Below are 24,730 nucleotides of genomic sequence, written 5' to 3' on the forward strand. Positions count from 1 at the left end.
CCGCCGCCCCGCACGATCGAGGCGCCCCCGAACCTCCCGGAGGGCAAGGTCGGCAACGCGGCCACCGCACTGCTGCCCATGGCCGGTGTCGTCAGCTCGGTCCTGTTGATGACGGTCATCCGCAACAGCCAGTTCGCCGCGATCGGCGCGCTCGTGCTGGTCGTCGCCCTGCTCGGAGCTGTGGCGCTGTTCCTGTCCCAGCGCGGCAAGGCGCAGCGCACCCGGCGCGTGCAGCGTGAGCGCTATCTGGAGTACCTGGAGGAACTGCGCGAGGAACTGGGCACCGCTGAGCGGGAACGACGGCAGGAAGCACGCGAGTTGAACCCGCCGCCCGAGGCCCTGTACGACCTCGTCCGGGCCCCGGCCCGACTGTGGGAGAGGCGGCGCCAGGACGCGGACTTCCTCTCGGTGCGGGCCGGTAGCGGTGACGTACCCGCTCATGAGCTGGTCATCGAGCAGAACAGCACCGGCGGCGTCCTCACCCCACCGGACCCGTTCATGCTGAACGAGGCTCGCGCCCTGCAGGGCCGCTTCGGCACGGCCACCGACTTCCCTCTCACCGTGCCGCTGGACCGGGCCGGGAACGTCAGCATCATCGGCGACCGGGACAGTGTCCTCACGGTCGCCCGCGCGCTGTTGCTGCAGACCGCCGTGACGCACGCGCCGGACGACGTCGCCATCGCCCTCGGCGCGAGCGACGAGCGGGAGTGGACCTGGGCCAAGTGGCTGCCCCATGTTCTGGATCCGCAGACCTACGACGGACCGGTCGCCGCCCGCCGTATCGCATCCGACCTGGCCGAGCTGGCCCGGCTTTGCGGCCCCGACCTGCGGCAGCGCGCCGCCTACGCGGCCGGGGTGCGCCGCGGGCTGGCGGGCAGGACCAAGGACGCGTTGCGCCTGACCTCGCGCATGCTCGTGATCAGCGACTCCTACGGCGACACCGCGGCCGAACTGCCCCGCCCCGACTCGGCGATCGGGCTCCCGGAGATGGGTGTCACCGTGCTGCACCTGCTCCAGCAGCAGGTGCACGAGCCCGATCAGGTCAGCGTGCGCATCACCGTCGACGACGGCCGCATCACCGTGGACGACCTGCGCGCCCCGCACCTTCCCTCCGCCCACGGCGCGGTCGACGCGGTGACCGCCGCCGGAGCCGAGGGCTTCGCCCGCATGCTCGCCCCACTGCGCCTGTCGGCCGAGTCGGCGGCCGAGGGTACACCCATGTCCGGCCCGGTCGACTTCCCCGTGCTCCTCAGCATCGACGACCCGGCAAGCCTCGACCTGCAACGCCTGTGGGCACCCCGCGGTGAGCGGGACTTCCTGCGCGTCCCCATCGGCCTCACCGACCGCCACGGGCCGGTACTGCTGGATCTGAAGGAGTCCTCGCAGCTCGGCATGGGTCCGCACGGACTGTGCGTGGGCGCCACCGGCTCCGGCAAGAGCGAACTGCTGCGCACCCTCGTGCTCGCGCTCGCCGCCACTCACTCCCCGGAAGATCTGGCCCTCGTCCTGGTCGACTACAAGGGCGGCGCGACGTTCGCTCCCTTCTCCGAGCTCCCGCACGTGGCGGGCGTGATCACCAACCTGGAGAACCAGGCCGGGCTCGTCGAACGCGTCCACTCCAGCCTGGCCGGCGAGGTCAAGCGCCGCCAGCAGGTCCTCAAGGACGCCGGGAACATCGCGGACATCGGTCACTACGCCACCCTGCGTGACACCACCCACCCCGGCCTGGAGCCCCTCCCCCACCTCTTCGTCGTCATCGACGAGTTCGGCGAACTCATCACCGCCAAGCCGGATTTCATCGACCTGTTCCTGTCCATCGGCCGCATCGGACGCTCCATCGGCGTCCATCTGCTGCTGTCGAGCCAGCGCATCGAGGGCGGGAAACTGAAGGGTCTGGACACCTACCTCTCCTACCGGCTCGGCCTGCGCACCTTCTCCGCCGACGAGTCCCGCACCGTGCTGGACACCACCGATGCCTTCCACCTCCCGCCGCTGCCGGGCTTCGGCTACCTCAAGGTCGACACGTCCACCTACGAGCGTTTCAAGGCCGGATACGTCTCCGGGACCTACCAGGGCCCGGCGCGACGCGACCAACACGACACCGAGCCGCTCGCCCGCCCGTATCCGGCGTACAACACCACCTCTCAGGGGACCGAGGCTGTGGAGGAACCTGTCGCCACTCAGCGGGAAGCCGGCCCGACGGTCCTTTCCGTCATGGTCGGCCAACTCGCCACGGCAGCACCGCCGGTACGACGCATCTGGCTTCCCCCGCTGCCCGACGTCACCACCCTAGACACGGCCGCAGGCCCCCTCCAAGCCGGCGCAGACGGTGTGCGGCTCACCCACACGAGCGGCCCGATGAGCGTCCCGCTCGGCGTCCTGGACGATCCGGCGCGGCAGTGGCAGCAGCCGTGGCGGCTGGACCTGACCGTGGCGGGCGGGCATGTGGCCGTCATCGGAGGGCCGCAGTCCGGCAAGACCACCCTCCTGCGCACCCTCGCCCTCTCCCTGGCTCTCACCCACACTCCGCGCGACGTCGCCGTGTACGGGCTCGACCTGTCCGGCGGCGGCCTGTCCGCGCTCGCCGGGCTGCCGCACGTCGGCGGCATCGCCTCCCGCGCCGACCACGAACGAGCCGCCCGCACGGTCGCCGAGGTGCGCGGCATGTTGTCAGCACGCGAGGCCCTGTTCCGCGAGCACGGCATCGACTCCGTCGACCAACTGCGCCACCTGCGCTCCGAGGGACGGCTGCCCGCCCTGGCCGCCACCGACATCGTGCTGATGATCGACGGCTTCGGTGCCTTGCGCGAGGAGTTCGCCGACCTCGACGACGCGGTGGCCGATCTGCTCAAGCGCGGAGGCGGCTACGGCATTCACGTCGTAGCGGGCATGCTGCGCTGGAACGACGTCCGCATCGCCACCCAGTCGATGTTCGGCACCCGCGTCGAGCTGCGCCTGAACGACCCGGCCGACTCCTCCATCGACCGCAAACTGTCGGAGACCCTCGCCCCGGACACCCCCGGCCGCGTCCTGACCGATGCCAAGCTGTTCGCGCAGGTCGCGCTGCCTCGCATCGACACCCGGCCGGAGACCGGCGACCTGGGCCCGGCCCTCGAACGCGCCGCTCGCACGATCCGCGCGTCCTGGCACGGTGAACTCGCCCCGCCCGTACGCGTACTGCCCACCCGCCTGCCCATGGCCAAGCTGCCGTCACCGGCCACCGAACCGGCGACGATTCCCGTGGGCGTGGACCAGGAGAGCCTCGCGCCGGTCCTGCTCGACCTGTTCGGCACCGACCAGCACCTGTTGATCCTCGGCGACAACGAATGCGGCAAGACCAACCTGCTCAAGCTCATCGCCACGCAACTCGTCGAACGCTACGGCGACAAGGAGCTCGTCTTCGGCGTCTACGACCCCCGCCGCGGTCTGCGCGGCGTGGTCCCGGAGCCCTACCGCGGCGGCTACGCCCACAACTCCAAGCTCGCGAACGCGCTGTCGACCGGCATCTCCGCGGAGCTGGAGAAACGCCTGCCGGAGACGGCGGACCCCGACGCACCCGAGACCGGCGAACCCGCCTTCACCGGGCCGCACATCGTGATCCTGGTGGACGACTACGACGTCCTCACCGCGGCCGGCCAGCAACCCCTGGCGCCCTTCCTGCCCTACGTCTCCTCCGCACAGGACATCGGTCTGCACTTCGTCATCGCCCGCCGCGCCGCCGGATCCTCCCGCGCACTCTACGAACCCCTCCTCACCATCCTGCGCGAAACCGGCACCACCGCCCTCGTCATGACCGGCGACCGCGCCGAAGGCCAGCTCTTTCCCGGCCTTTACGCGTCCCAACAACCGCCCGGCCGGGGCACACTCGTGCGCCGCGGACGCCCTCACCAGCTCATCCAGACCGCCCTCGCAGACGAAGAAGGCCCGTGACCAAGGACGTCATCGCCCTCACCCCCAAGATGCCGGACCTGCCCACCCTGCTCGCGGGCCTGTATGCCGGCGGCCCCGACCTCGGCGTGAACACCACGGCCGACGGCGCAGTCGTGCAGCTCTGCGGTCCCGACGGCCGCCCCCTGGTCTCGGTCGAGGCGCCCATCCTCGTCCAGGTCCCCGGCGAGACCTCTCGCCTGCTGGATCACCCGGTCGCGGACGGGCCGGTGTGGTGGACCGAGGCCCGCGCCTCGACCGCCGTCGCCGAAGCGGCACGCCTCGCGGGTTCCTTCGCCGGACGGCTGGCCACCGTGCTGGGCGGGACGGTATGGCCCCCGGAGGCCGCCACCACCGACGTCGTCCCCCTCACCTCCGACGTCTCCACTATCCCGGCCCCGGCCACCGGCAGCCCTGCCGTGGACGTCCTGACCGACACCACCGCCGTGGTCATCCAGGACCGCCCCCTGATCGCCATGACCAGCTGGCTCTCCGACGCTCTGCGCAGCGCCGCCGGCGCCGAGCGCGCCCTGCAGATCGTCACCCCGCCCACAGCGCGCCTCACGCTCCCCACCCGCACGGCGCTCCGCGGCCTGCCCAACCGCTGGGTCGTCCAGGACCCCGAGCACGGCTACTACGACGGACTGTCCGGCGCGGTACTCCACTGGAAGAACGGCACCTTCACCCCCGTACACGACGAACAGGGCACCACCAGGGTCGCCGAGGCCTTCGCCCCCAGGCCCGACACCAGCGACCGCCAGCTGATCCTCACCCTGCGCACCCGCCACCCCGCCGACGAGAACCTCGTCCTGTGCCGCGCCCTCGAAGCGGCCTTCCGGCACCTGACCGGCGCACAGCCCGCGGGCTGGAGTACCGCCGAACCGGTCAACCTCCCCTGGTCCACGCGCCAGTTGACCGACCTGGCCCGTGCCCGCGCGCCCCGGCCCACCTGGCTCGTCGCCGTCGGGCCCCCAGGCCGGCCCGTTCTCGCCACCGTCCGGGTGCTCCGCACACCGGTGGGAGTCGAGGAGGACATCACCCTCTCGCTCGGCTACGGCAGTGACGAGGCACCGCCCCTGGACGCCATCGAGGAACTCGCGACCGTACTGGACACCGAGCACGGTCTCGTCACCCTGCTCACGACCGTCCGTGCGGCCCGCCGCGACCTCACCGTCCCGCCGTACCTGGAAGCCCCGCCCGTTCCCGTCGCATTCACACTCGGCAGTGCGGAAGCTGAGGCGATCGGTGAGACCCGTGCCGGGCACCCGCCCCCCGGCCTCTCGCCCACGCGCCTCGGTTCCGCAAGCATGCCCGCCTTTCACTACCCCCTGGGTGACGGAACCGACGCCGACGCCTGGAGCACGTTCCAGCGCCTCATCCGCTACCTGTTCATCCCCAGGCAGACGCAACGGAAATGATCGTCGGTGAGCTGGACTGGTCGCGGTGTGCCATCGGCTCGGTCAGCGTGCGACGATCACCAGCAAACAGGAAGACACCACTGACCATGGCGCTTCTCGCCGAACACAACGTCACCGCTACCCCCGGCCGCCGCGTGCTGGAGATCTACGACGCGGACGCCCACCTCGGTGACGAAGCAGCCATGGACGCCGCGGAGACACAGGTGGTGGCCGGCAACGGCTACCACCTGTACCTCCTCAGCCTGCAAGCGGACATGAGAGTCCAGATGACGATCCGCATCTGGGACTCCCCACCCGCCCCGCCCGCCGAGGCCGAAGGTCACACCGAGGTCAGTCTGGAATCGGAAACAGGCATCCTGGTCATCGGTCAACTCGACCGCGGACCCGCCAACGAGATCACCCTGCCCCGCCCCGGCGTCTACGAAGGCCACGCCTGGTGGCAGAACCGCCAAGCGGCAGCCGACTACTACAACACCACTCTCGACCAGCTCACCGACGATTTCCCGGAAGACCAGCTCGTCGAAGCCTGGAACAACTGCCCCGTCACCGAACGCTACGTCCTCGACTTCGCCTACACCCGTGAGCCCGAACCCATCGATGACGATGATCAATAGAGGGGGCTCCGCAGCCCTGTCCGAGGGCCCCAGGCAAAGTCGAAGGTAGCGGCAGACGAGTCGGGCTGTACGCCGGGTTCTGTCACCCGGTCGCCTCGCGGCGGCCGGGGAGACGGCCATCCATCTAGGACCGGTGTTGCCACCGGCCTCATGCGGTCTACCCGCGGACTCGGGCGGGCAGCCCTCGATCGTCCGCGCAGGAGCACCTCCGAAGGGGTGCTCCCTCTTGACCTTGCTCCGGGTGGGGTTTACCTAGCTGCCCAGGTCACCCTGGGCACTGGTGGTCTCTTACACCACCGTTTCACCCTTACCGAGGACCGAGGTCCCCGGCGGTCTGCTTTCTGTGGCACTGTCCCGCGGGTCACCCCGGGTGGCCGTTAGCCACCACCCTGCCCTGTGGAGCCCGGACGTTCCTCGGGAAGCTCCCCGTCAGGGGGACTCCACGCGGCCGTCCGCCCGGCTCGTCTGCCGTGTCGACCATGGTACCCGTACCCGGCGGACGTCCCGCTTCGGCGCTGCGGCCGCCGTCGCCAGGACCGAGCCCGCCAGGATCAGGGTGAAGGCGACGCCGATGCCGAGGGTCAGCTTCTCGTCCAGGAACAGCGCGCCCGCGGCGACCGCCACCGCCGGGTTGACGTACGTGATCACGCCCGCTCGTGTCGGGCCGACCTCCTTGATCAGCTCCAGGAAGGCCACGAACGCGATCGCCGTGCAGACCACGCCCAGGCCGGCGAGGGCGGCCAGGACCTCGCCCGAGGGCATCGTGGCCGGCCGGGTCAGGAAGGCCGCCGGGGCGTAGACCACGGCGGCGAGCGTCAAGCACGGTGTGATCAGTTGCAGCGTCGGGACGTCCTTGAGGTAGCGGGCCGCTATCAGCGGGGCCGTGGCGTAGCCGACGACCGTCACCAGCACCTCGGCCATGGACAGGGCGTCGCCGCCCGTGAGGTGCGGCAGAGTCAGGACGGTGACACCCGCCAGGCCGAGGGCCAGGCCCACGACGCGGCGGGCGCCCACCCGCTCCCCCGCGCCGAAGAAGCGGGCCAGGAGCAGGGCGACGATCGGCACTCCCGCGATCAAGAGGCCGGCGGTCGAGCTGGACAGGTGGCGTTCGGCATCGGTGAGGGTCCACCAGGGGCCGATGATCTCGATGACCGCGAAGGCCAGCATCGGCTTCCAGTGGGTCCGGACGGTACGGCCGAAGCCGCCCTGGCGGAGGGCGAAGGGAAGCAGGAGCGCGGCGCCGAGGGCGCAGCGTGCGAACACCACCATGGACGGGGACAGTTCGTCCACCGCCACCTTGATCATCAAGTAGGGGACGCCCCAGATCACTCCCATGAGGGAGAACAGGAACCAGCCGCGTGCAGTCATGCGATGAGTTTCGGGCCACTCACCCGCCGGTGTCTTGAACGCTGTTGCGGTACGCCGCCGGGGTCACCCCCAGCACCCGGCGGAACCAGCGGGTGAGGTGGGCCTGGTCGGCGAAGCCGACGAGAGGGGCGACCTCGGCGGGGCGCAGTCCGGCTTCCAGGAGGCCGCGGGCCCTGGCCACCCGGTGCTGGGCGAGCCAGGCGTACGGCGGTACGCCCATCGTCGTGCGGAAGGCGCGGAGCAGTTGGTAGCGGGACAGGCCCAGGTCCGTGGCGAGGGCGGCCAGGGACGGGGGGTCCAGCAGTTCGTCCGCGAGGCGGTCGCGTACGGACCGGGCGATGTGGTCGGCGCCGGGCACCGTGTCGCTCGCCGCCCTGGACGTGGAGTGGCGGCGGGCCAGGGCCGTGAGCAGCCAGGGCAGCCGGGACTCGGCCTCCAGCGGGTCGGGGCAGGCGCTGATGTCGGTGTGGGCGGCGCGCAGGGCCGCCGCCAGTTCCGGGTCGTGGAGGACGGGGTCGCGGAAGTGCGCGAGGCCGCCGAGGGTGCCGTCGGTGAGGAGGGCCGGTTCGGCGTAGAGGGCCTGGTAGGCGTAGCCGTCGCAGGCGGCCGGGCCGCCGGTGTGCATCTCGCCGGGCTCCAGGACGACGATCGAGCCGGGGTAGGAGTGGATGTGACCGCCCCGGTACGCGATGACCTCCGAGCCGCCGACCGTGACGCCGATGGTGAATTCGTCGTGGGCGTGGGGCGCGTAGACGTGGCTGTCGAAGTGGGCGGTGAGGAGGTCGAGGGGCGGGCCGGCGCGGCCCAGGCGTGCCCTGGTCCAGCTGGTCTGTTCGCGCATCCCCATATCGCACCCCCCGCCCACAGGGGATCAGACGAGGTCGGCCGTGTCCAGGTCGAAGGCGAACGGTTCCGGAAGAGTGATGGGCTTGCCGAAGGGGCGGGCACAGTGTTCGCGGTAGTCGTCACCCTTCGGCTCGCTGAAAACCGTGACTTGCGCCGTGTCCCGGTCGACGAGCAGGTAGAGCGGGATGCCCGGGCGGGCATAGCAACGGCGCTTGGCCTCGCGGTCGGTCTGAGGCTTGGTGGAGGTCACCTCCATCACCATCGCGACGCCGTCGCAGGGCATCCAGGGGTCGGCTCCGCCGAACAAGTCGCGCTCGATGGGGCCGAAGGTGACGTCCGGAATCAGGTGGTTCTTGGGGCATGCGCCCCCGCTCCTCAGCTTCAGCCCCTTGTTCCCCGAGAAGTCCATGTCGGTCCGGGAGCGTCTGATCACTTGCTTCACGATCCGGCTGATGTACTTCTCGTGATCCCCGTCCGGCGGCGGCGTCACAACGATCTCCCCCTCGATCAGCTCGGCCCGGAAACCTTCCGGTGTGTCCAGGGCGAGAAAGCCCTCCAGCAGGACGTCTTCCTGCGAGAGCGGCTCGTGGGCCATGGCAGTCATGTCACGCCCCTCCTTCGGTCGCTCGCCAGACTGGGACATCGGCTGATCACCTGTCCGTGAGATCGGGATCCCTTCCTTCGATCGTGGCACACGATCAACGCCGCCGTCAGTCACCGAACGGCTCGCTTGACCCTGCCGCAACGTCAACGTCTTCACTGGTGGCATGCGGATCGGAGAACTCGCCGCCGTCGTCGGCGTCACCACGCGGGCCGTGCGGCATTACCACCATCTGGGGCTGTTGCCCGAGCCCGAGCGGCGGGCCAACGGGTATCGGGAGTACGGGTTGCGGCATGCCGTCGTGCTGGCGCGGATCCGGCGGTTGACCGAGCTGGGGCTGGGGCTCGCCGAGGTGCGGGACGTGCTCGCGGACGATGCGGGGAAGGACCTCGTCGAGGTGCTGACCGAGCTGGACGAGGATCTGGCGCGTCAGGAGGCGGCCCTGCGGGAGCGGCGGGCGCGGTTGCGGACCCTGCTGGACGCGGAGGGCGGGATGCCCGCCGAGGGGCCGGTGTCGCCCGAGCTGGCCGCGTTGTTCGCCGGGACCTCGCATCTGTCGGACTCGCCCATGGCCGTGAAGGACCGCGAGATCATCGCCTTCCTGGAGACCGCCATGCCGGCCGAGGACCGGGAGCGGCTGGTGGCGTCGGTGGGTGAGGCGCTGGGGAGTCCGGGGGCCATGGAGCGGGCCGCGGCGGCGTACGCGCTGCTCGACGGGCTCGCCGGTGCCGAGCCCGATGACCCGCGTGTCGAGGGGGCCGCCGTGGCGCTGGCCGGCTGCATTCCGCCGGGGCTGTTTCCGGAGGCCGGGGAGCTCGACCCGGACGACGGTTTCCTGCGTGCCTTCTACGACGATCTCGCCCCGGCCCAGGCGGAGGCCGTCCGGCGCACGCTGCGGATCCTCGCCGAGGAGCGGCGATGAGGGCCGTGTGGCGGCTGATGTGGCTGCTGGTCCGGCACGAGGTGCGGTTGCTCGCGAGTCTCGCCCTGTGGGTGGCGCGGCGGGCGCACGGGACGGGCAGTGGGGTGGCCTTCGGGTACGCGCGCGGGCAGGCGCGATGATGGCCGGGTTCGCGTTCGTGTGTGTCGTCGAGACGGTCGCGCTGTCCGTGCTGCTGCGGGACTGGCCCACCGTGCACGCGGCGGTTCTCTTTCTGGACGTGTACACGATCGTGTTCGTGGTGGCGCTGCACGCCTCGTCCGTCGTGCGTCCGCACGTACTGGATGTGGACCGCGGCACGCTGCGGGTCCGGCGGTACGTCCATGTCGACCTGTGCGTGCCGCTGGAGCGGATCGTCTCGGTGCGGCGCGAGCTGCGGATGACGCACGAGCGGGCCGACGGGGAGCTGGATGTGGAGGTGGGCTCGCAGACCAGCGTCACGCTCGAGCTGACGGAACCCGTCACGCACGTCGGCTTCTTCGGGCGGAGCCGGGAGGTGCGGGTCGTCCGCTTCCACGCCGACGACCCCGACGGCCTCGTCCGCGCACTCGGCCGGGCGCGCGTCTGAGCTCCTCGTCCGCCCCCGTACGCTGGCGGCGGAGTTCGATCGAAGGAGTACGCGTGCTTGTCCTGCTGCCGCCGTCCGAAGGCAAGGCCTCTTCCGGCCGCGGTGCCCCGCTGAAGCCGGAGTCGCTGTCGCTGCCGGGGCTGACCGCCGCCCGGGAGGCCGTTCTCACCGAGTTGGTCGAGCTGTGCGCCGGCGACGCGGACAAGGCGTGTGAGGTGCTGGGGCTGAGCGAGGGGCTGCGGGGCGAGGTCGCGAAGAACGCGGAGCTGCGCACGGCGGGGGCGCGGCCGGCCGGGGAGATCTACACCGGCGTGCTCTACGACTCCCTCGGGCTGGCGTCTTTGGACACGGCCGCCAAGCGGCGGGCCGCGCGGTCGCTGCTCGTGTTCTCCGGGCTGTGGGGTGCCGTGCGGGTGACGGACCGGATTCCCTCCTACCGGTGCTCGATGGGCGTGAAGCTGCCGGGGATCGGGGCGCTGGGCGCGCACTGGCGTACGCCGATGGCGTCGGTGCTGCCCGAGGTGGCCGGGAGTGGGCTGGTGCTGGATCTGCGGTCCGCCGCGTATGCCGCCGCCTGGAAGCCGAAGGGCGAGGTCGCCGGGCGTACGGCGTCCGTGCGGGTGCTGCATGCGCCGACACGGAAGGTGGTCAGCCACTTCAACAAGGCGACCAAGGGGCGGATCGTGCGCAGCCTGCTGACCTCGGGGGCCGAGCCGAAGGGGCCGGCCGAGTTGGTGGAGGCGCTCAAGGATCTCGGGTACGTCGTGGAGGCGCAGGTTCCGGCGAAGTCGGGTCAGGGCTGGTCGCTCGACGTGCTGGTGGACGAGATCCACTAGCGGGCGCCGCCTGCGCGTTGCACGATGTGCAACGACCTTTGCGCACCCTGCATGCCGACGACAGGATGACCTCATGGTCTCCCCTGCCCCGCCCGCCTCCGTGCTGGACCTCGCGCCCGTCGTCCCCGTCGTCGTCATCGAGGATGCCGCCGACGCCGTGCCGCTGGCGCGGGCGCTGGTCGCGGGTGGGCTGCCCGCGATCGAGGTGACGTTGCGGACACCCGCGGCCCTGGAGGCGATCCGGGAGATCGCCCGGGAGGTGCCCGGGGCGGTGGTCGGGGCCGGGACGGTGATCCGTCCCGAGCAGGTCGCCGAGGCGGTGGCCGCCGGCTCCCGCTTCCTGGTCAGTCCGGGCTGGACGGACGTGCTGCTGGAGGCGATGCGGGCCTCCGGGGTGCCGTTCCTGCCGGGGGTGTCGACGGCGTCCGAGGTCGTGGCGCTGCTGGAGCGCGGGGTGCGGGAGATGAAGTTCTTCCCGGCGCAGGCCGCGGGCGGCACGGCGTATCTGAAGTCGCTGTCGGGGCCGCTCCCCCAGGCCCGTTTCTGCCCCACGGGCGGGATCGGCCCGGCCTCGGCCCCGGACTACCTCGCCCTGCCCAACGTCGGCTGTGTGGGCGGGAGCTGGATGCTGCCGCGGGACGCCCTCGCCGCCCGCGACTGGGGGCGTGTCGAGGAGCTGGCCCGTGCGGCGGCGGGGCTCAGCGCAGGTGGGACGTGTCGTTGAGGAGGCGGACGCTGGCGTTGCCGTCCGCGTAGTACGCGACAACCGACAGGGACGCGGCCGACAGTTCCATGCGGAACAGGGACTCCGGCGGGGCGCCCAGGGCGAGCCGGACCAGCGTCTTGATCGGGGTCACGTGGGTGACCAGCAGGACCGTGCGGCCGGCGTGGGCCGCGACCAGCTTGTCGCGGGTGGCGGCGAGCCGGGTGGCCGTCGCGGCGAAGCTCTCGCCGCCTCCGGTGGGTTCGGCGTCCGGTGAGGCCAGCCAGGCGTTCAGGTCGTCGGGGTAGCGCTCACGCACCTCGGCGAACGTGAGCCCCTCCCAGGCGCCGAAGTCGGTCTCGCGCAGCCCGTCGTCGATGCTCACGTCGAGTCCGAGCCGGGCCGCGACGATCCCGGCGGTCTCCTGCGTTCGGGCCAGCGGCGACGACACGACGGCCTGGATCGTGCCCCGCCGGGCCAGCATCGCGGCGGCCCGCTCGGCCTGCTCCCGGCCGGTGTCGGACAGGGAAGGGTCGGTGCCGCCGCTCCCGGAGAACCGCTTCTGGGGGGTCAGGGGGGTCTCGCCGTGGCGCAGCAGGACGAAGGTGGCGGGGGTGCCCATGTCGGCGGGCGCCCAGCCCGGAGCGGCTACGGCTTTGGCGGCGCGGGTATCGGCACGTGCGGTGTCGTCGACGGCTCCGGGAACCTCCCCGACCCGGGCGGCAGCTCCAGACCCCTCCGAAACCCCGGCGCCGGCCTCACCCGCCGTGTCCACCTCCGCCGTCGACTCCGTCTCCGACCACCGCTCGCCCCTGGCCCCCGCGTCCATCGCCTCGTTGGCCAGACGGTCCGCGTGCTTGTTCCGGTCCCTCGGGATCCACTCGTACGTGACCCGGCCGGGTGGGAAGACCCGGGCCGCCTGCGCGGCCAGGGGCTTCATGTCGGGGTGCTTGATCTTCCAGCGGCCCGACATCTGCTCGACGACGAGCTTGGAGTCCATCCGGACGTGGACCGTCGCGTCCGGGTCCAGCGCGTGGGCGGCGCGCAGGCCGGCGAGGAGGCCGCGGTACTCGGCGACGTTGTTCGTGGCGACGCCGATGTACTCGGCGCTCTCCCGCAGGGTCTCCCCCGTCGCCGCGTCCCTGACCACGGCCCCGTAGCCGGCCGGCCCCGGGTTGCCCCGCGACCCGCCGTCGGCCTCGACGATGAACTCGCGCACCGGAGGGCTCCCTGAAGGCCTAGAGGCCGGACTCGGACGTGCGCACCAGGATGCGGCGGCAGTTCTCGCAGCGGACCACCGTGTCGGGCGCGGCCTTGCGGATCTCGGCCAGCTCGGTGATGGCGAGCTCCTGCCGGCAGCCCTGGCAGCTGCGCGCGTACAGCTTCGCCGCGCCGACGCCGCCCTGCTGCCCGCGCAGCTTGTCGTAGAGCTTCAGCAGATCGGCCGGGATGGAACCGGCGACCACCTCGCGCTCCTTGGTGACCGTGGCGGCCTCGCCGTCGATCTGCTCGAGGGCGGCGTCGCGGCGCGCGGTCGCGTCGTCGATCTTCGACTGGACGGAGGTGACGCGCTCGGTCAGCTCGGCGACCCGCTCCTGCGCGGACTCGCGGCGCTCCATGACCTCCAGCACCACATCCTCCAGATCGCCCTGCCGCTTGGCGAGGGAGGCGATCTCGCGCTGGAGGTTCTCCAGGTCCTTGGGGGAGGTGACGGCGCCCGAGTCGAGGCGCTGCTGGTCGCGGGTGGCGCGCTGGCGCACCTGGTCCACGTCCTGCTCGGCCTTGGTCTGCTCGCGGGCGGTGTCGCTCTCCTCGGTCTGCGCGGCCACGAGCAGGTCGCGCAGCTGGGTGTGGTCCTTGGTCAGCGACTCGATCTCGGCGTGCTCGGGCAGCGACTTGCGCTTGTGCGCGAGCTGCTGGAGGCGGACGTCGAGGTCCTGGACGTCGAGCAGTCGGATCTGGTCGGCGGGCGCGGCGTTCAGTTCGGGGCTCCAAGGGGATCAGAAGGGGGCGAGGCCGCGTGCGCGGTCCAGGGGTCGGTGACCGTCTTCGAGACGTGGACGCGCAGGTCCCATCCGTGCCGGTCGGAGATCTCGTCGAGCTGGCTCGCGGCCAGCTCGCACCAGGGCCACTCGGTGGCCCAGTGCGCCGCGTCGAGCAGCGCGAGGGGGCTGTGGGCGCGGGCCTCCGAGACGGGGTGGTGGCGCAGGTCCGCGGTGAGGAAGGCGTCGACCCCGGCCGCACGGACCTGGTCGAAGAGGCTGTCGCCGGAACCGCCGCTGACGGCGACCGTGCGCACGAGCGCCTCGGGGTCGCCGGCGACGCGGATGCCCTGCGCGGTGGCGGGCAGCCGCTCGGCGGCGCGGGCGGCGAACTCGCGCACGGTCACCGGGTGGTCCAGCGCGCAGAGGCGGCCGAGGCCCCGGCGGCCGGCGGGGTCGGTGGGGTCCGGCACGAGCGGCCCGGTGACCCGCAGGTCCAGCGCGCCCGCGAGGGCGTCGGAGACACCCGGGTCGGCGGTGTCGGCGTTGGTGTGGGCGACGTGCAGCGCGATGTCGTTCTTGATGAGGGTGTGCACGACACGGCCCTTGAAGTGCGTCGCCGCGACCGTCGTCGTGCCGCGCAGGTAGAGCGGGTGGTGGGTGATGAGCAGGTCGGCGCCCAGTTTCACCGCCTCGTCGACGATCTCCTGGACCGGGTCGACGGCGAGCAGGACCCGCGTGACCTGCTGGTCCGGGTCACCCGTGACGGTGCCGACCGCGTCCCAGGACTCGGCCCGCTCGGCGGGCCACAGGGTCTCCAGCGCGGCGATGACTTCAGACAGACGGGGCACGGGAGCAAGGCTACCCGCCTGATCTGTGGCGTTGCACCGCCACCGCCCGCTCCCGGCACCCAGGGCCCCGCTCAGCACAATCGCCCCCTTTTCCTCAGGCGAATCGTTCCTGGAACACCCCTTTGTGTGAAGCCTGCGCCCGAGGAATTCCCTGTCCGCGCGTGCGATACCTAGCGTTCGTCACTGGAGGTGACCGAACGATGACGGTCTGTGTGATCGAACCTTCGGCGGGACACGAGGACGAGGACGTGACCGCGCCGACAGGCTGCACGCTCACCGCGGACGGTGCCTACGGCGCCCGCCTCGCGTCGGCCGGCGACTCCTGGTTCCCGGAGCGCTGGACCCTGGACGGCCCCGAGCCGTATGCGGTGCCCCTGCCCCGCAACCAGCCGGAGGAGCCCGGCACCGAGGTGCAGCCGATGGCCGACGGGCGGGTCCTGATCCACCGGGTGGTGGCCGGGCGGCACGCCTTCTCGCTGCTCTACCCGACCGGGCCCGGCACCGGCGAACTGCCGCTGGGCGCGGTCGAGTGCCCGGACGGGACCGCCCGGCTGCGGCTGCTGCCGCCCGCCCCGGGCGGGGAACGGGCCTACGCCCTGGCCGTCGGGCCGCGTGCGACGTCGGTGTGGCTGGTGGCGGGCGGCGCCTTCGGGCCCGAGCGGCTGGCGGAGCTGCCCGGCCGCTGCTCGGGCGGGGTCTGGCTGGACCGGTCGGGGCGGCTGCTGGCGCTGGACCGGGAGGCCGGCGGTCGCACCAAGTCCGTCGTGGTGGACCTGGAAGGCGGTGGCGTGGTGTCGCCGCTGCTGCAGATCACCGCGGAGAGCGACGACCGGTTGCTGCTCGCCGACCACGACAGCGGGCTGCTGATCGTCCGCTCGGACGCGCCCTCGCCGGGGCAGGACCGGCTGGGCTGGGGTGTCCTGGGCAGTTCGTTGCCGGTGCGCTTCCCGGAGTGCCTGCGGGTGCGGGGCTGCTCCGTCACGCCATTCGCGATCCAGCCGGGGCAGGTGCTGACGCCGGAGAGCTGTGCGGTGGCGCTGCGGGTGGACGGACCGACGGGCAGCTGGGTCGCCGTCTGGCGGCCCGCCGAGCGGCGGGTGCATCATCTCCGGGCGCCCGAGGGGTGGTTGGCGGGCGCGGGCCTGTGGACGCCGGAGGGGGTGCTGCGGCTGCCGTACGCGACGGAGGCCGTGCCGTGCGGGGTGGCGCAGGTGTGTCCGCCGCCGGCCGCCGAACCGGAGCCGGGGGTCGTGGCGGCGCCGCTTCCGGAGCCCGATCCGGCGGCCCCGGTCGCGGAACAGTCCGTTCAGCCCGCGGAACCCCCGGCTCAGCCGGCCGAGCCTCCGGCGCCCTCCGCTCCACGCCCTGTGCCCCTTCAGGAAGCGCCGTTGGGACGCCTTGTAACGAACTAGTGCCGGTCGGCGCGGCTGCCTGGATCCGAGGTCAAGGGGGCCGGTTAGACTCACCCGGCTGTAAAAAAGATCATGTTGACGGGGTGAATTCCATCCGATGAGCGACGCCAGCACGAACCAGCCGCGCAATGCCGACGTCCAGCAGTCCTCCACCGGCCCCGGCCGGCACCGTGGAGAGGTCTCCACGCAGGACGGCGGGACGGCTCCGCGCGGACGTCACCGCAAGCCGGTGACGGAGACCGAGCAGGCCGTGACCGCGGCCTGACGGCACGCCGGTCACCAGACGGCGAACGGCCCTTCCCGCCACAAGCGGGGAGGGCCGTTCCGTGTTTTCGGTGTCTTCATCCGCGTTTCAGGCCCTGCTCCGTTCTCGGTGTCTTCATCCGCGTTTCAGGCCCGGCATCGTTCTCGGTGTCTCTCACCCGCGTTTCAGACCCAGCACCTCCGCCGCCGCGAACGTCTCCCCGGCCGGCCGGTCCGCGTAGTACGGCCCGAGGACGGCCTCCAGCTCGTCGTAGCTGAAGGCGTCCTGCTTGCTGTCGAACTTCGCGGCGACCCGCGGCCGTTCGACGACGGCGACCATCCCGCCGTGCACCACGAGGAGCTGCCCGGTGACGTGGGCGGCCGCGGGTGAGGCCAGATAGCCGACGAGCGGGGCGACGTGCTCGGGGGCCAGCGGGTCGAGGCCGCTGCCCAAGGGCTGCTCGACGCCCGCGAAGACGTCCTCGGTCATCCGGGTGCGGGCGCGGGGGCAGATGGCGTTGGCCGTGACGCCGTATCTGCCGAGGGCGAGGGCGGTGGAGGTGGTGAGGCCTACGATCCCGCCCTTGGCGGCGGCGTAGTTGGGCTGCCCGGCGGAACCGGCGAGGAACGCCTCCGATGAGGTGTTCACGATCCGCCCGAACACCGGCTCCCCGGCCCGCTTGGACCGCTCCCGCCAGTGCGCGGCGGCGAACCGGGTGGTGTTGAAGTGTCCCTTCAGGTGCACGCGCAGGACGGAGTCCCACTCCTCCTCGGCCATGGAGAACACCATGCGGTCGCGCAGGATGCCCGCGTTGTTGACGAGGATGTCGAGCCTGCCGAACGCCTCGACGGCCTGCTCGACGAGCGTGCGCGCCTGGTCGAAGTCGGAGACGTCGCCGGTGTGCGCGAGCGCGGTGCCGCCCGAGGCCCGGATCTGGGCGGCGACCTCCTCGGCGGGCCCCGCGGACGCCTCGCCGGAACCGTCGCGGCCGGGCTGCCCGTAGTCGTTGACGACCACGGCGGCGCCGAGCCGGGCGAGTTCCAGCGCCTCGGCCCGGCCGAGCCCGCGGCCCGCGCCCGTGACGACGGCGGACAGTCCTTGAAGTGGCAGTGGCATCGGCGCAGTCCTCAGATCTCTACGCAGGTGCGCAGGGCGGTCCCGGTGCGCATCTGGTCCAGGGCCTCGTTGATGTCCGCGAGCGGCACCCGGTGGGTGATCAGGCCCGCGAGGTCGATACGGCCCGCCCGCCACAGGGCGATGGTCCGCTCGTAGGAGGTCAGCACGTCACCGCCGCCGTACATGGAGGGCAGGATCCGCTTCTCGTCGAAGAACAGCTCGAACATGTTGAGCTGGAGGAAGTCGTCCATGGTGCCCGCGCCGACGATGACGAGGGTGCCGCCGCGCCGGGTGTTCTCGTAGGCGGTGCGGGCGGTGCCGGACCTGCCGACGACCTCGAAGACGTAGTCGAAGCCCTCGCCGCCGGTCACCTGCTGCTTGGCGCCCGGCAGTTCCTCCGGGGAGACGGCCCGCGACGCGCCGAATTTCAGTGCCGACTCGCGGCGCGAGGCCACCGGGTCGACCGCGACGATCTCCGCGGCACCCTTCAGCCGGGCGCCCTGGATCGCGGAGATGCCGACGCCCCCGCAGCCGATGACCGCCACCGACGAACCGGCCTCCACATCGGCCGTGTTGAGCGCTGCGCCGAGCCCGGTCGTCACCCCGCAGCCGATGAGGGCGGCGATGTCGAAGGGCACGTCGTCGGGTATCGGTACCGCGCAGCCGGCGTCGACGACGACCTCCTCGGTGAAGGTTCCGGTGCCGGCGAAGCCGAAGAGGTCACCGCCGGGGCGCTTGAAGTTGGGGGTGCCCGCGTTCATGAACCCGGCCAGGCACAGCTCGGTCTGGCCGCGCTTGCAGGCGGGGCATGCGCCGCAGGCGGGCAGCCAGCACACCACGACCCGGTCGCCCGCCTTCACGTGGCTCACGCCCTCGCCGACTTCGAGGATCTCGCCCGCCCCCTCGTGCCCGGGCACGAACGGCGCGGGCTGCGGCAGCACCCCGCTCATCGCGGAGAGGTCCGAGTGGCACAGCCCCGTGGCGCGCACCCGGATCCGCACCTTGCCGGTTCCGAACCCCACCGCCTCGACGTCGTCGAGGACCTCCAGCTTGTCCTGGCCGATCTCGTGCAGTACGGCTGCGCGCATGGTGCGGGCTCCCCTCGTACGGCGTTGTGGACTCAGGTGTGTTCGACGACGGTGTCGGCGAGGACGGGCGCGTCCGACCGCTCGACGGCGCTGACGGCGACCCGGGTGGACTCCGGCGTGTGCCACATACGGATCCGCAGGGTCTCCCCCGGGTACACGACCCCGGCGAACCGGGTGGCATAGGAGCGCACCCGGGTCACGTCCCCGCCGAGGAGCGTGTCGACGACCGCCTTGAGAGTGATGCCGTAGGTGCACAGGCCGTGCAGGATGGGCCGCTCGAATCCGGCGAGCTTGGCGAACTCCGGGTCGGCGTGCAGCGGGTTCCAGTCACCGGAGAGGCGGTAGAGCAGGGCCTGGTCGTCGCGGACCGGACGTTCGACGGTGCGGTCGGGTTCGCCGGTGGGGGGTTCGAGGCGGGTGGAGGGGCCGCGGTCGCCGCCCCAGCCGCCCTCGCCGCGGATGAAGATCTGGGCGTCGTTGGTCCACAGCGGGCCGTCGGCGTCGGCGACGTCGGTGCGCAGCACGAGGACGGCCGCCGAGCCCTTGTCGTAGACGGCGGCGACGCGGTTGGTCGCGGTGGCGGTGCCCGCCGCCGGGAGGGGCCGGTGGACGACGAGGCTCTGGCCGCCGTGCAGGACGCGGGCCAGTTCGACCTCGATGCCGGGCATGGAGAGGCCACTGGTCACGCCGGGCTTCCCGCCGCCCGCGACGGTGGCGAAGCTCGGCAGAACGTGCAGCCGGGACTCCAGGGTGTAGCGCAGTTCGTCGGGGTCGGTGGCGGGGCTGCCCGCGCCGATGCCGAGGTGGTAGAGCTGCACGTCCCTGTGGTCCCAGGAGATCTCGCCGGTCCGGGGTCCGGCGGCGAGCGCCTTGGCTGCGTCGATGGGCATGGGGCTCCTGATCGCCGGAGGAAGGACCTCGGTACGGCCGTCCGCACCGTCGGCCGCACCGAGGCCGTCTGGGGCCGGACGGGGACGCGAACTGAAACGCGTTCCAGTCCCGCGCCCTCTGTATAGCCGAGGCCCCGGTACTTGTGAAGACTCCTGACACTGTGTCAGATCCATTGGGCTGGGTCGGCGTGGAGCTCGCGGGGAACGGGTGCGGCTGACGGTGTCCGACGCCGGGGGCGGGGCGGGGCGGGGCTGCCGGGGGCGCGATGGTCGCCGGCGGCGGAGACATGGGTTCGGCCGGCTCCGACGGCAGGGTTCCGATCGGCTCCGAGGGAACGGTTCCGGCCGGTTCCGACGGCACGGGTCCGACCGGCCTCGACGGCACGCGGGTGACCGCTTCCACCGACTCGACATGGAGGACGCACGGCCGTTGGGGGCGGCGGACTCTCGCAGTGACGCGGACGTGTACGTTGGCCGGTGATCCGCGCGACCTGCGCATCGAGCACGGGCAACAGCCGGGAGAACGGGAGCACATGGGACGCGTCGCCGTCATCACCGCGCCGAACATCGGGTACCGCAACACGGGCATGCTGACCGTGGACCTGGCGTTCGACACCCTGCGGCGGCGGATGGACACCGCGTTCGACGCCACCTGGTACACGTTGCACACGCCGGAGACGGTGCCGCTCCGCGACGGTGCGCGCGGCATCGAGTTCCCGTTCCGCTTCCACCCGCTGGCCGATCACCTCGACACGCTCCGGGACCATGACGCGGTCGTCTTCTGGGGCGACTTCCTGCACACCCGCCACTACCTGGCGCAGGACGCGACGAACCGCCTGCTCGACTTCGGCTTCGCCGCGGACCGGGACGACGCCCGGGGGCAGCTGAACCGCGCCCTGCTGCTCGCGGACCAGCCCGACGAGGTCCTCACGCGGACCGTCAGCTACGGCGGCACGATCCTGCACAACACGCAGTCCGACTACGAGGACAAGGAGTACGGCCCGCTGTTCTCGCGCCTGGTGACCCGCAGTCACCGGATGTGGGTGCGGGATCCGCTCTCGGCGGCGAAGATCGCGCATCTGCGCGGGGACCGTACGACCGACCACTTCGGTTCGGACGCGGCGCTGCTCTCCCGCCCCGGCGACCTCGACCACCTGCCGGTCACCGAGTGGTCCCGGTCGGTCCCCGACGGCGGTGCGATCGGCGTCTTCCTGGGGGCCCGAACGCCGATCCCCAGCTGGCTGCCCGGCTTCTGCCAGAGCCTGTCCGACCGGCTGGGCGCCCCGCTGGAGTGGCTGCCCTGGTTCGACCGTGAGGTCCCCGACGCGGTGCGCCACATCGCGGCCCGTCGGGGCGATCCCACCGTCGGCGACCTGGTCGGGGTCCTGCCCCGCTACCGGCTGGTCGTCACGGACACCTACCATCTGGCGGTCAACTCCTGGGGCGCCGGCACCCCGGCGGTGTGCGTGGGCGCGCCCGAACCGACGCCCAAGACGCACGACGACTACCTGACGCTGAGCGATGTGAAGAAGCACGTCTTCCACATGGCGTACGACGCGACGGACTTCTACCTGACCACCGTGGAGGGGCACGGGCAGGATCTGGACAGGCTCGTACGGCTCCTGGAGGGCGGCGGTGCCGAGACGGTCGCGGCGCGCATCCGCGACCACGCGGACCACTCGGCGTCGTCCTTCATCCGGACGCTGACCTCGTTGCTGGACACACCCCGGCCCGCCCCGGGCCCTTGACCGGGCGGCGCATCCGCGTCCTGCTCGCGGAGGGCCAGGGCATGATGCGCGGCGCGCTCGCGCTGCTGCTGGGGATGGAGGACGACATCGAGGTCGTCGCGCAAGTGGCCGCGGGCGACGCGATCCTGGACGCGGCCCTCGCCCACCGCCCGGACGTCGCCCTCCTCGACATCGAACTCCCGGGCAGGAGCGGTCTGGACGCCGCCGCCGACCTGCGCGCCCGGGTCCCCGGCTGCCGGGTGCTGATCCTCACGACGTTCGGCCGGCCCGGCTACCTGCGCCGCGCCATGGAGGCGGGTGCCACCGGCTTCCTGGTCAAGGACGGGCCCGTGGAGGAAGTCGCCGCCGCTGTCCGCCGGGTCCTTGCCGGAGAGACGGTCGTCGACCCCGCCCTGGCCACCGCCGCCCTCAGTGCGGGCCCGAGCCCCCTCACGGCCCGCTAGAGCGATGTGCTCAAGGCCTCTGCGGACGGCGCGACGGTCGCGGACATCGCCGCCGGACTCCGCCTGTCGGAGTCCACGGTCCGCAACTACCTGTCCTCCGCGATCGGCAAGACGGGCACCCGCAACCGCATGGAGGCCCTGCGTGAGGCCCGCTTCTCCGCGCTGAAGGACCCGACGGGCAAGACCACCACGTACAAGTACAACGCCAACGACTTCCGCACCACGACGACCTACCCCGGCGGCACGGTCCAGGAGGTCACCCCGGACAAGTCCAGCAGGCCGGAGAAGATCAAGGCGACCTCACCCAAGGGCACCCTGGTCGACCTCGCCTACTCCTACTCCAACGCCGGTACGGACGGCACCAAGATCCGCACCCGCACCGACGCCGTCGCCGGGCTCAAGACCACCTACACCTACGACAGCGCAGGCCGCTTCTCCTACGCCAAGGAGGAAAAGGGCACCACGCTCAACTCCTCCTGGCAGTACTGCTACGACCAGGCCGGCAACCTCACCAGCCAGGGCGTCGACCCCGGCTGCCCCCGCGGCACCACCTACACCATCAACGACGCCCAGCAGATCACCGCCAAGAACGGCTCCACCGCCAACTGGTCCTACGACAAGATCGGTAACGAGACCGCCGGCGCCTCCACACCCGAGGGCACCCGGACCGGCGAGACCTGGTCCGACTACAGCCAGCTCACGTCGATCACCGTCGCCGGCAAGACCTACGCCGGCCAGTACGGCTCCACCGACCAGAGCGAGCGGATCAAGCTCGGCGACACCTTCTTCCACAACGGCCCGCTCGGCCTGTCGGCCAAGACCACGGCCGGAGTCGACATGGGATTCAACCGGGAACCCGGGGGCACCTTGAACTCCATGACGACCGGGGGCAAGTCGTACCACTACCTCACCGACGCGATCGGCTCTGTCGTCGCGCTCGCCGACGAGAGCGGCACCAAGGTGAACAGCTACGCCTACAGCCCCCGCGGCGTCGCACGCGGCACCACCACCGAGCAGGTCTCCCAGCCGTACCGGTTCGCCGGCGGCTTCCAGGACCCGACCGGCCTGTACCACTTCTCGGCCCGCTACTACGACCCGAACATCGGCCGCTTCACCAGCCCCGACCCCTCCGGCCAGGAGAAGAACCCCTACCTCTACGCCGAGGGCGACCCCGTCAACCGCATCGACCCCCATGGGCTGCTCTCCCTCGACATCAGCGGTGAAGTCTGCTTTTACCTCTGCGTCGGTGGTGGACGGGAGAAGACGGCGACGGAAACAGCTCCTGGTTCGTGACCTTCGGTGCGGGCACCCCCGGAGCCAGTGCCTCACTCGGCGGCTCCGGCGGAGACGTCAGTCAGGGTTGGGCTGGGGAGTGGTCTTGCGGGGTGGGGCCCGCCAGCATCACCGGCAACACGCAAGGTGATGCGGGATTCGAAACAGGCGGCAGTACCGGTAAGTGTTCGATGAACGCAAAGTACACGTTCTAGAAGGATACTCAGAAGGAGTGTCATGCTCGCTGTGCAACTGGCGGCAATGGAGTACCTGGCCAAGCCTAAAGGGCCCTCATGGAGCCCACACCTGGCGATAGGCATGGTGGTGCTGTTCGCAGTCATCATCGGATTTCTTCTGGTGAGACGACGTCACCGCTAGAGGGGTGAAGGGAAGGTCGGGTGAGCTTCGACTCACCCGGCCTTCCGCTCGATTACTCCATCAGCTTGAATCAGGAGGTCGTTGCGTGCGAATCGCTCTGGGCATCTTCATGTCCCTCTTTGGAGCCTTCTTCTTTTTCATTGGCCCAATGTTCGCCAACCGCGCAAACCGGACCACGGGAGGAAAGGCTTTTGACACCTATAATCGTTTCATCTTTAGGCTGGTGGGAGCACTCCTGGTACTGGGCGGAATTCTTTACGCTGCGGGGATATTCCAGTGACTCAACGTCTTACACAGAAGCCAGGGAAAGGCAAGGGGCGCGGAAAGTGCGCCCCGCTCGACCTGGTGCCGAAGGTGACCCCGTAAACCGCATCGCCCCCTCGGGGCCGGCATCGTTCGGCCTCAGCCTCGAAGGGTTCTACCTGTGCCTCGGGGGGGACAGACCCCTGTGCACCATGCCCCGATAGCGGCCCCAGGAGGTGGCCCGGACCTTCCGGTTTGGGGTCAGATCCTCTTCGTGGTGGTCGCCCTGCTCGTCGGAGTGTTCGTCATCAAGGGATTGCTTGCCAAGCGACGCAAGTAACGAAGGAACCATCCGAAGAAATGACAGCGGGTCCTCCGGACGTCGGTGCTGGAGGACCCGCCACATGGTTGCCGTTGAGCCCAGGACCAACCCTGAGAAATCCGTTCCGGTTCATCGGCGGCTTCCAGGACCCTACCGGCCTGTACCACTTCTCGGCCCGCTACTACGTCCTCAGCATCGGCCGCTTCACCCCAGGAGAAGGACCTCTACCTCTACGCCGAAGGCGACCCCGTCAACCGCATCGACCCAGTGGACTCTTCTCGATCGAAGAACAAGGCGACTGACGCCTGGCCGTGAGGCCAGGCACGGGAGAGGAGAACAAGTGGAAGCGACGAGTACCTACCTGCTGGCCAATGAGGGCCGCGTCATGCCCGAAGGCACTGCTGGGCTGGTGATCCTCGGCATTGCCGTCGCCGCTCTGATAGCCATGATCATCTATGGCAGGGTGAGCCGGAGCCGCGGCCGCCGAGGCTGATCGGTTCACCCGACCTGTACCTGCCGCTGCCCCCGAGTCGTCGAGACTCGGGGGCAGCGGGCGATCCACCGGTTGCGGCGAGGGCGGCGTATTGCGGTGCTGGAGCCGTAGGTGTTCGGGACGACCGGCGGAAATCCGATGCAAGGTGATGCGGGGTTACCCGCTCGATCAGGTGCCGAAGGTGACCCCGTCAACCGCATCGACCCCCATGGGCTGCTCTCCCTCGACATCAGCGGTGAAGTCTGCTTTTACCTCTGCGTCGGTGGTGGACGGGGGAAGGACGGCGACGGAAACAGCTCCTGGTTCGTGACCTTCGGTGCGGGCACCCCCGGAGCCAGTGCCTCACTCGGCGGCTCCGGCGGAGACGTCAGTCAGGGTTGGGCTGGGGAGTGGTCTTGCGGGGTGGGGCCCGCCAGCATCACCGGCA

Annotated in this window: 21 protein-coding genes, 1 other RNA gene and 4 pseudogenes; 16 read left to right on the top strand and 10 right to left on the bottom strand. The window is 71.2% G+C overall.

The genetic code is table 11. The features are described from left to right. The 3 genes from eccCa to K4G64_RS23640 all read left to right on the top strand — a co-directional run. A partial coding sequence (gene eccCa / locus K4G64_RS23630) for a type VII secretion protein EccCa (protein WP_221758023.1) occupies window positions 1–3,930 on the top strand: 3,930 nt, incomplete at its 5' end. Next, complete coding sequence (locus tag K4G64_RS23635; protein ID WP_221758024.1) at window positions 3,927–5,345, top strand: DUF6177 family protein; 1,419 nt, start codon at window positions 3,927–3,929, stop codon at window positions 5,343–5,345. The genes eccCa and K4G64_RS23635, both read left to right, overlap by 4 nt. Beyond that, window positions 5,342–5,959, top strand: coding sequence for a hypothetical protein (locus K4G64_RS23640; protein WP_260460870.1), 618 nt, complete (start codon window positions 5,342–5,344; stop codon window positions 5,957–5,959). Before K4G64_RS23635 ends, K4G64_RS23640 begins: the two co-directional genes overlap by 4 nt. Window positions 5,960–6,011: 52 nt before the next feature. Here the strand turns inward: K4G64_RS23640 and rnpB are convergent. The 4 genes and pseudogenes from rnpB to K4G64_RS23660 all read right to left on the bottom strand — a co-directional run bounded on the left by rnpB (window position 6,012) and on the right by K4G64_RS23660 (window position 8,777). Further along, an RNA gene (gene rnpB, locus K4G64_RS23645) (RNase P RNA component class A) lies at window positions 6,012–6,423 on the bottom strand. 124 nt (window positions 6,424–6,547) lie between these two features. Beyond that, window positions 6,548–7,327 (bottom strand): annotated as a pseudogene (locus K4G64_RS41485) (DMT family transporter); the annotation flags it as partial. A gap of 19 nt (window positions 7,328–7,346) precedes the next feature. Further along, the gene (locus tag K4G64_RS23655) at window positions 7,347–8,174 is read right to left on the bottom strand and encodes an AraC family transcriptional regulator (protein ID WP_221758025.1); all 828 of its coding nucleotides are present in this window, start codon (window positions 8,172–8,174) and stop codon (window positions 7,347–7,349) included. Between the two features lie 24 nt (window positions 8,175–8,198). Next, on the bottom strand, window positions 8,199–8,777 hold the full coding sequence (locus K4G64_RS23660; RefSeq protein ID WP_221758026.1) for a Uma2 family endonuclease: 579 nt from the start codon (window positions 8,775–8,777) through the stop codon (window positions 8,199–8,201). A gap of 163 nt (window positions 8,778–8,940) precedes the next feature. Between K4G64_RS23660 and K4G64_RS23665 the strand changes: the two genes are divergently transcribed. The 4 genes and pseudogenes from K4G64_RS23665 (at window position 8,941) to K4G64_RS23680 (ending at window position 11,842) form a co-directional block, all read left to right on the top strand. Beyond that, complete coding sequence (locus K4G64_RS23665; RefSeq protein ID WP_221758027.1) at window positions 8,941–9,696, top strand: MerR family transcriptional regulator; 756 nt, start codon at window positions 8,941–8,943, stop codon at window positions 9,694–9,696. Further along, window positions 9,693–10,282, top strand: a pseudogene (locus K4G64_RS23670) (hypothetical protein). The gene K4G64_RS23665 and the pseudogene K4G64_RS23670 overlap by 4 nt, the downstream one beginning before the upstream one ends. 53 nt (window positions 10,283–10,335) lie before the next feature. Beyond that, the gene (yaaA, locus tag K4G64_RS23675; RefSeq protein WP_221758028.1) at window positions 10,336–11,118 is read left to right on the top strand and encodes a peroxide stress protein YaaA; all 783 of its coding nucleotides are present in this window, start codon (window positions 10,336–10,338) and stop codon (window positions 11,116–11,118) included. 73 nt (window positions 11,119–11,191) lie between these two features. Continuing rightward, on the top strand, window positions 11,192–11,842 hold the full coding sequence (locus K4G64_RS23680) for a bifunctional 4-hydroxy-2-oxoglutarate aldolase/2-dehydro-3-deoxy-phosphogluconate aldolase (protein WP_221758029.1): 651 nt from the start codon (window positions 11,192–11,194) through the stop codon (window positions 11,840–11,842). On the opposite strand, the gene K4G64_RS23685 is transcribed toward K4G64_RS23680, so the two are convergent. Genes K4G64_RS23685 through K4G64_RS23695 form a run of 3 tightly spaced genes read right to left on the bottom strand, consistent with a single transcriptional unit; the run spans window position 11,817 to window position 14,654 of the window. After that, window positions 11,817–13,040: a bifunctional RNase H/acid phosphatase gene (locus tag K4G64_RS23685; RefSeq protein WP_221758030.1), complete on the bottom strand. Its 1,224-nt coding sequence runs from the start codon at window positions 13,038–13,040 to the stop codon at window positions 11,817–11,819. The two genes, K4G64_RS23680 and K4G64_RS23685, sit on opposite strands and share 26 nt — an antisense overlap. Window positions 13,041–13,059: 19 nt before the next feature. Further along, window positions 13,060–13,803 carry a zinc ribbon domain-containing protein gene (locus K4G64_RS41120; RefSeq protein ID WP_221758045.1) on the bottom strand — a complete coding sequence of 248 codons (744 nt, stop codon included), beginning with the start codon at window positions 13,801–13,803 and terminating at the stop codon, window positions 13,060–13,062. Beyond that, window positions 13,800–14,654: a Nif3-like dinuclear metal center hexameric protein gene (locus K4G64_RS23695; RefSeq protein ID WP_221758031.1), complete on the bottom strand. Its 855-nt coding sequence runs from the start codon at window positions 14,652–14,654 to the stop codon at window positions 13,800–13,802. The genes K4G64_RS41120 and K4G64_RS23695 overlap by 4 nt, the downstream gene beginning before the upstream one ends. 200 nt (window positions 14,655–14,854) lie before the next feature. On the opposite strand from K4G64_RS23695, the gene K4G64_RS23700 reads away from it, so the two are divergent. Both K4G64_RS23700 and K4G64_RS23705 read left to right on the top strand, forming a co-directional pair. Continuing rightward, window positions 14,855–16,066: a hypothetical protein gene (locus tag K4G64_RS23700; protein WP_221758032.1), complete on the top strand. Its 1,212-nt coding sequence runs from the start codon at window positions 14,855–14,857 to the stop codon at window positions 16,064–16,066. Window positions 16,067–16,163: 97 nt separating this feature from the next. Further along, window positions 16,164–16,331, top strand: a complete 168-nt coding sequence (locus K4G64_RS23705) for a hypothetical protein (RefSeq protein WP_221758033.1) — start codon at window positions 16,164–16,166, stop codon at window positions 16,329–16,331. A gap of 153 nt (window positions 16,332–16,484) precedes the next feature. Here K4G64_RS23705 and K4G64_RS23710 read toward each other — a convergent pair whose 3' ends face one another. From K4G64_RS23710 to K4G64_RS23720, 3 genes are read right to left on the bottom strand one after another with little or no spacing between them, the layout of a single operon-like run. Then, window positions 16,485–17,426: a 3-oxoacyl-ACP reductase gene (locus K4G64_RS23710; protein ID WP_221758034.1), complete on the bottom strand. Its 942-nt coding sequence runs from the start codon at window positions 17,424–17,426 to the stop codon at window positions 16,485–16,487. An 11-nt stretch (window positions 17,427–17,437) separates the two neighbouring features. After that, complete coding sequence (locus K4G64_RS23715; protein ID WP_221758035.1) at window positions 17,438–18,514, bottom strand: Zn-dependent alcohol dehydrogenase; 1,077 nt, start codon at window positions 18,512–18,514, stop codon at window positions 17,438–17,440. 32 nt (window positions 18,515–18,546) lie between these two features. Further along, window positions 18,547–19,404, bottom strand: a complete 858-nt coding sequence (locus tag K4G64_RS23720) for a MaoC/PaaZ C-terminal domain-containing protein (RefSeq protein WP_221758036.1) — start codon at window positions 19,402–19,404, stop codon at window positions 18,547–18,549. A 533-nt stretch (window positions 19,405–19,937) separates the two neighbouring features. Between K4G64_RS23720 and K4G64_RS23725 the strand changes: the two genes are divergently transcribed. From K4G64_RS23725 to K4G64_RS23750, 7 genes and pseudogenes are all read left to right on the top strand, one after another. Continuing rightward, a complete protein-coding gene (locus K4G64_RS23725) occupies window positions 19,938–21,152 on the top strand; it encodes a polysaccharide pyruvyl transferase family protein (RefSeq protein WP_221758037.1) in 1,215 nt (404 codons plus the stop codon). Beyond that, window positions 21,149–21,748: pseudogene (locus tag K4G64_RS23730) on the top strand (response regulator); the annotation flags it as partial. The gene K4G64_RS23725 and the pseudogene K4G64_RS23730, both read left to right, overlap by 4 nt. Continuing rightward, window positions 21,725–22,888 (top strand): RHS repeat-associated core domain-containing protein, encoded by a 1,164-nt coding sequence (locus tag K4G64_RS23735; protein ID WP_374206441.1) that lies wholly within the window; start codon window positions 21,725–21,727, stop codon window positions 22,886–22,888. The pseudogene K4G64_RS23730 and the gene K4G64_RS23735, both read left to right, overlap by 24 nt. 442 nt (window positions 22,889–23,330) lie before the next feature. Then, window positions 23,331–23,525, top strand: a complete 195-nt coding sequence (locus K4G64_RS23740; RefSeq protein WP_221758038.1) for a hypothetical protein — start codon at window positions 23,331–23,333, stop codon at window positions 23,523–23,525. A gap of 404 nt (window positions 23,526–23,929) precedes the next feature. Then, a pseudogene (locus tag K4G64_RS41490) lies at window positions 23,930–24,077 on the top strand (RHS repeat-associated core domain-containing protein); the annotation flags it as partial. 73 nt (window positions 24,078–24,150) lie between these two features. Beyond that, window positions 24,151–24,303, top strand: a complete 153-nt coding sequence (locus K4G64_RS23745) for a hypothetical protein (RefSeq protein ID WP_221758039.1) — start codon at window positions 24,151–24,153, stop codon at window positions 24,301–24,303. A gap of 111 nt (window positions 24,304–24,414) precedes the next feature. Next, window positions 24,415–24,730: hypothetical protein (locus K4G64_RS23750; protein ID WP_221758040.1), on the top strand; the 316-nt coding region annotated here is incomplete at its 3' end.

The organism is Streptomyces sp. WAC04114 (assembly GCF_019733245.1).
Taxonomy (GTDB): domain Bacteria; phylum Actinomycetota; class Actinomycetes; order Streptomycetales; family Streptomycetaceae; genus Streptomyces; species Streptomyces massasporeus_A.

Coding starts and splice junctions, on each gene's coding strand:
- K4G64_RS23640 (WP_260460870.1), top strand. CDS start 5,342: ATGATCGTCGGTGAGCTGGACTGGTCGCGGTGTGCCATCGGCTCGGTC.
- K4G64_RS23655 (WP_221758025.1), bottom strand. CDS start 8,174: ATGGGGATGCGCGAACAGACCAGCTGGACCAGGGCACGCCTGGGCCGC.
- K4G64_RS23660 (WP_221758026.1), bottom strand. CDS start 8,777: ATGACTGCCATGGCCCACGAGCCGCTCTCGCAGGAAGACGTCCTGCTG.
- K4G64_RS23665 (WP_221758027.1), top strand. CDS start 8,941: ATGCGGATCGGAGAACTCGCCGCCGTCGTCGGCGTCACCACGCGGGCC.
- K4G64_RS23680 (WP_221758029.1), top strand. CDS start 11,192: ATGGTCTCCCCTGCCCCGCCCGCCTCCGTGCTGGACCTCGCGCCCGTC.
- K4G64_RS23700 (WP_221758032.1), top strand. CDS start 14,855: ATGACGGTCTGTGTGATCGAACCTTCGGCGGGACACGAGGACGAGGAC.
- K4G64_RS23705 (WP_221758033.1), top strand. CDS start 16,164: ATGAGCGACGCCAGCACGAACCAGCCGCGCAATGCCGACGTCCAGCAG.
- K4G64_RS23710 (WP_221758034.1), bottom strand. CDS start 17,426: ATGCCACTGCCACTTCAAGGACTGTCCGCCGTCGTCACGGGCGCGGGC.
- K4G64_RS23715 (WP_221758035.1), bottom strand. CDS start 18,514: ATGCGCGCAGCCGTACTGCACGAGATCGGCCAGGACAAGCTGGAGGTC.
- K4G64_RS23720 (WP_221758036.1), bottom strand. CDS start 19,404: ATGCCCATCGACGCAGCCAAGGCGCTCGCCGCCGGACCCCGGACCGGC.
- K4G64_RS23725 (WP_221758037.1), top strand. CDS start 19,938: ATGGGACGCGTCGCCGTCATCACCGCGCCGAACATCGGGTACCGCAAC.
- K4G64_RS23735 (WP_374206441.1), top strand. CDS start 21,725: ATGGAGGCCCTGCGTGAGGCCCGCTTCTCCGCGCTGAAGGACCCGACG.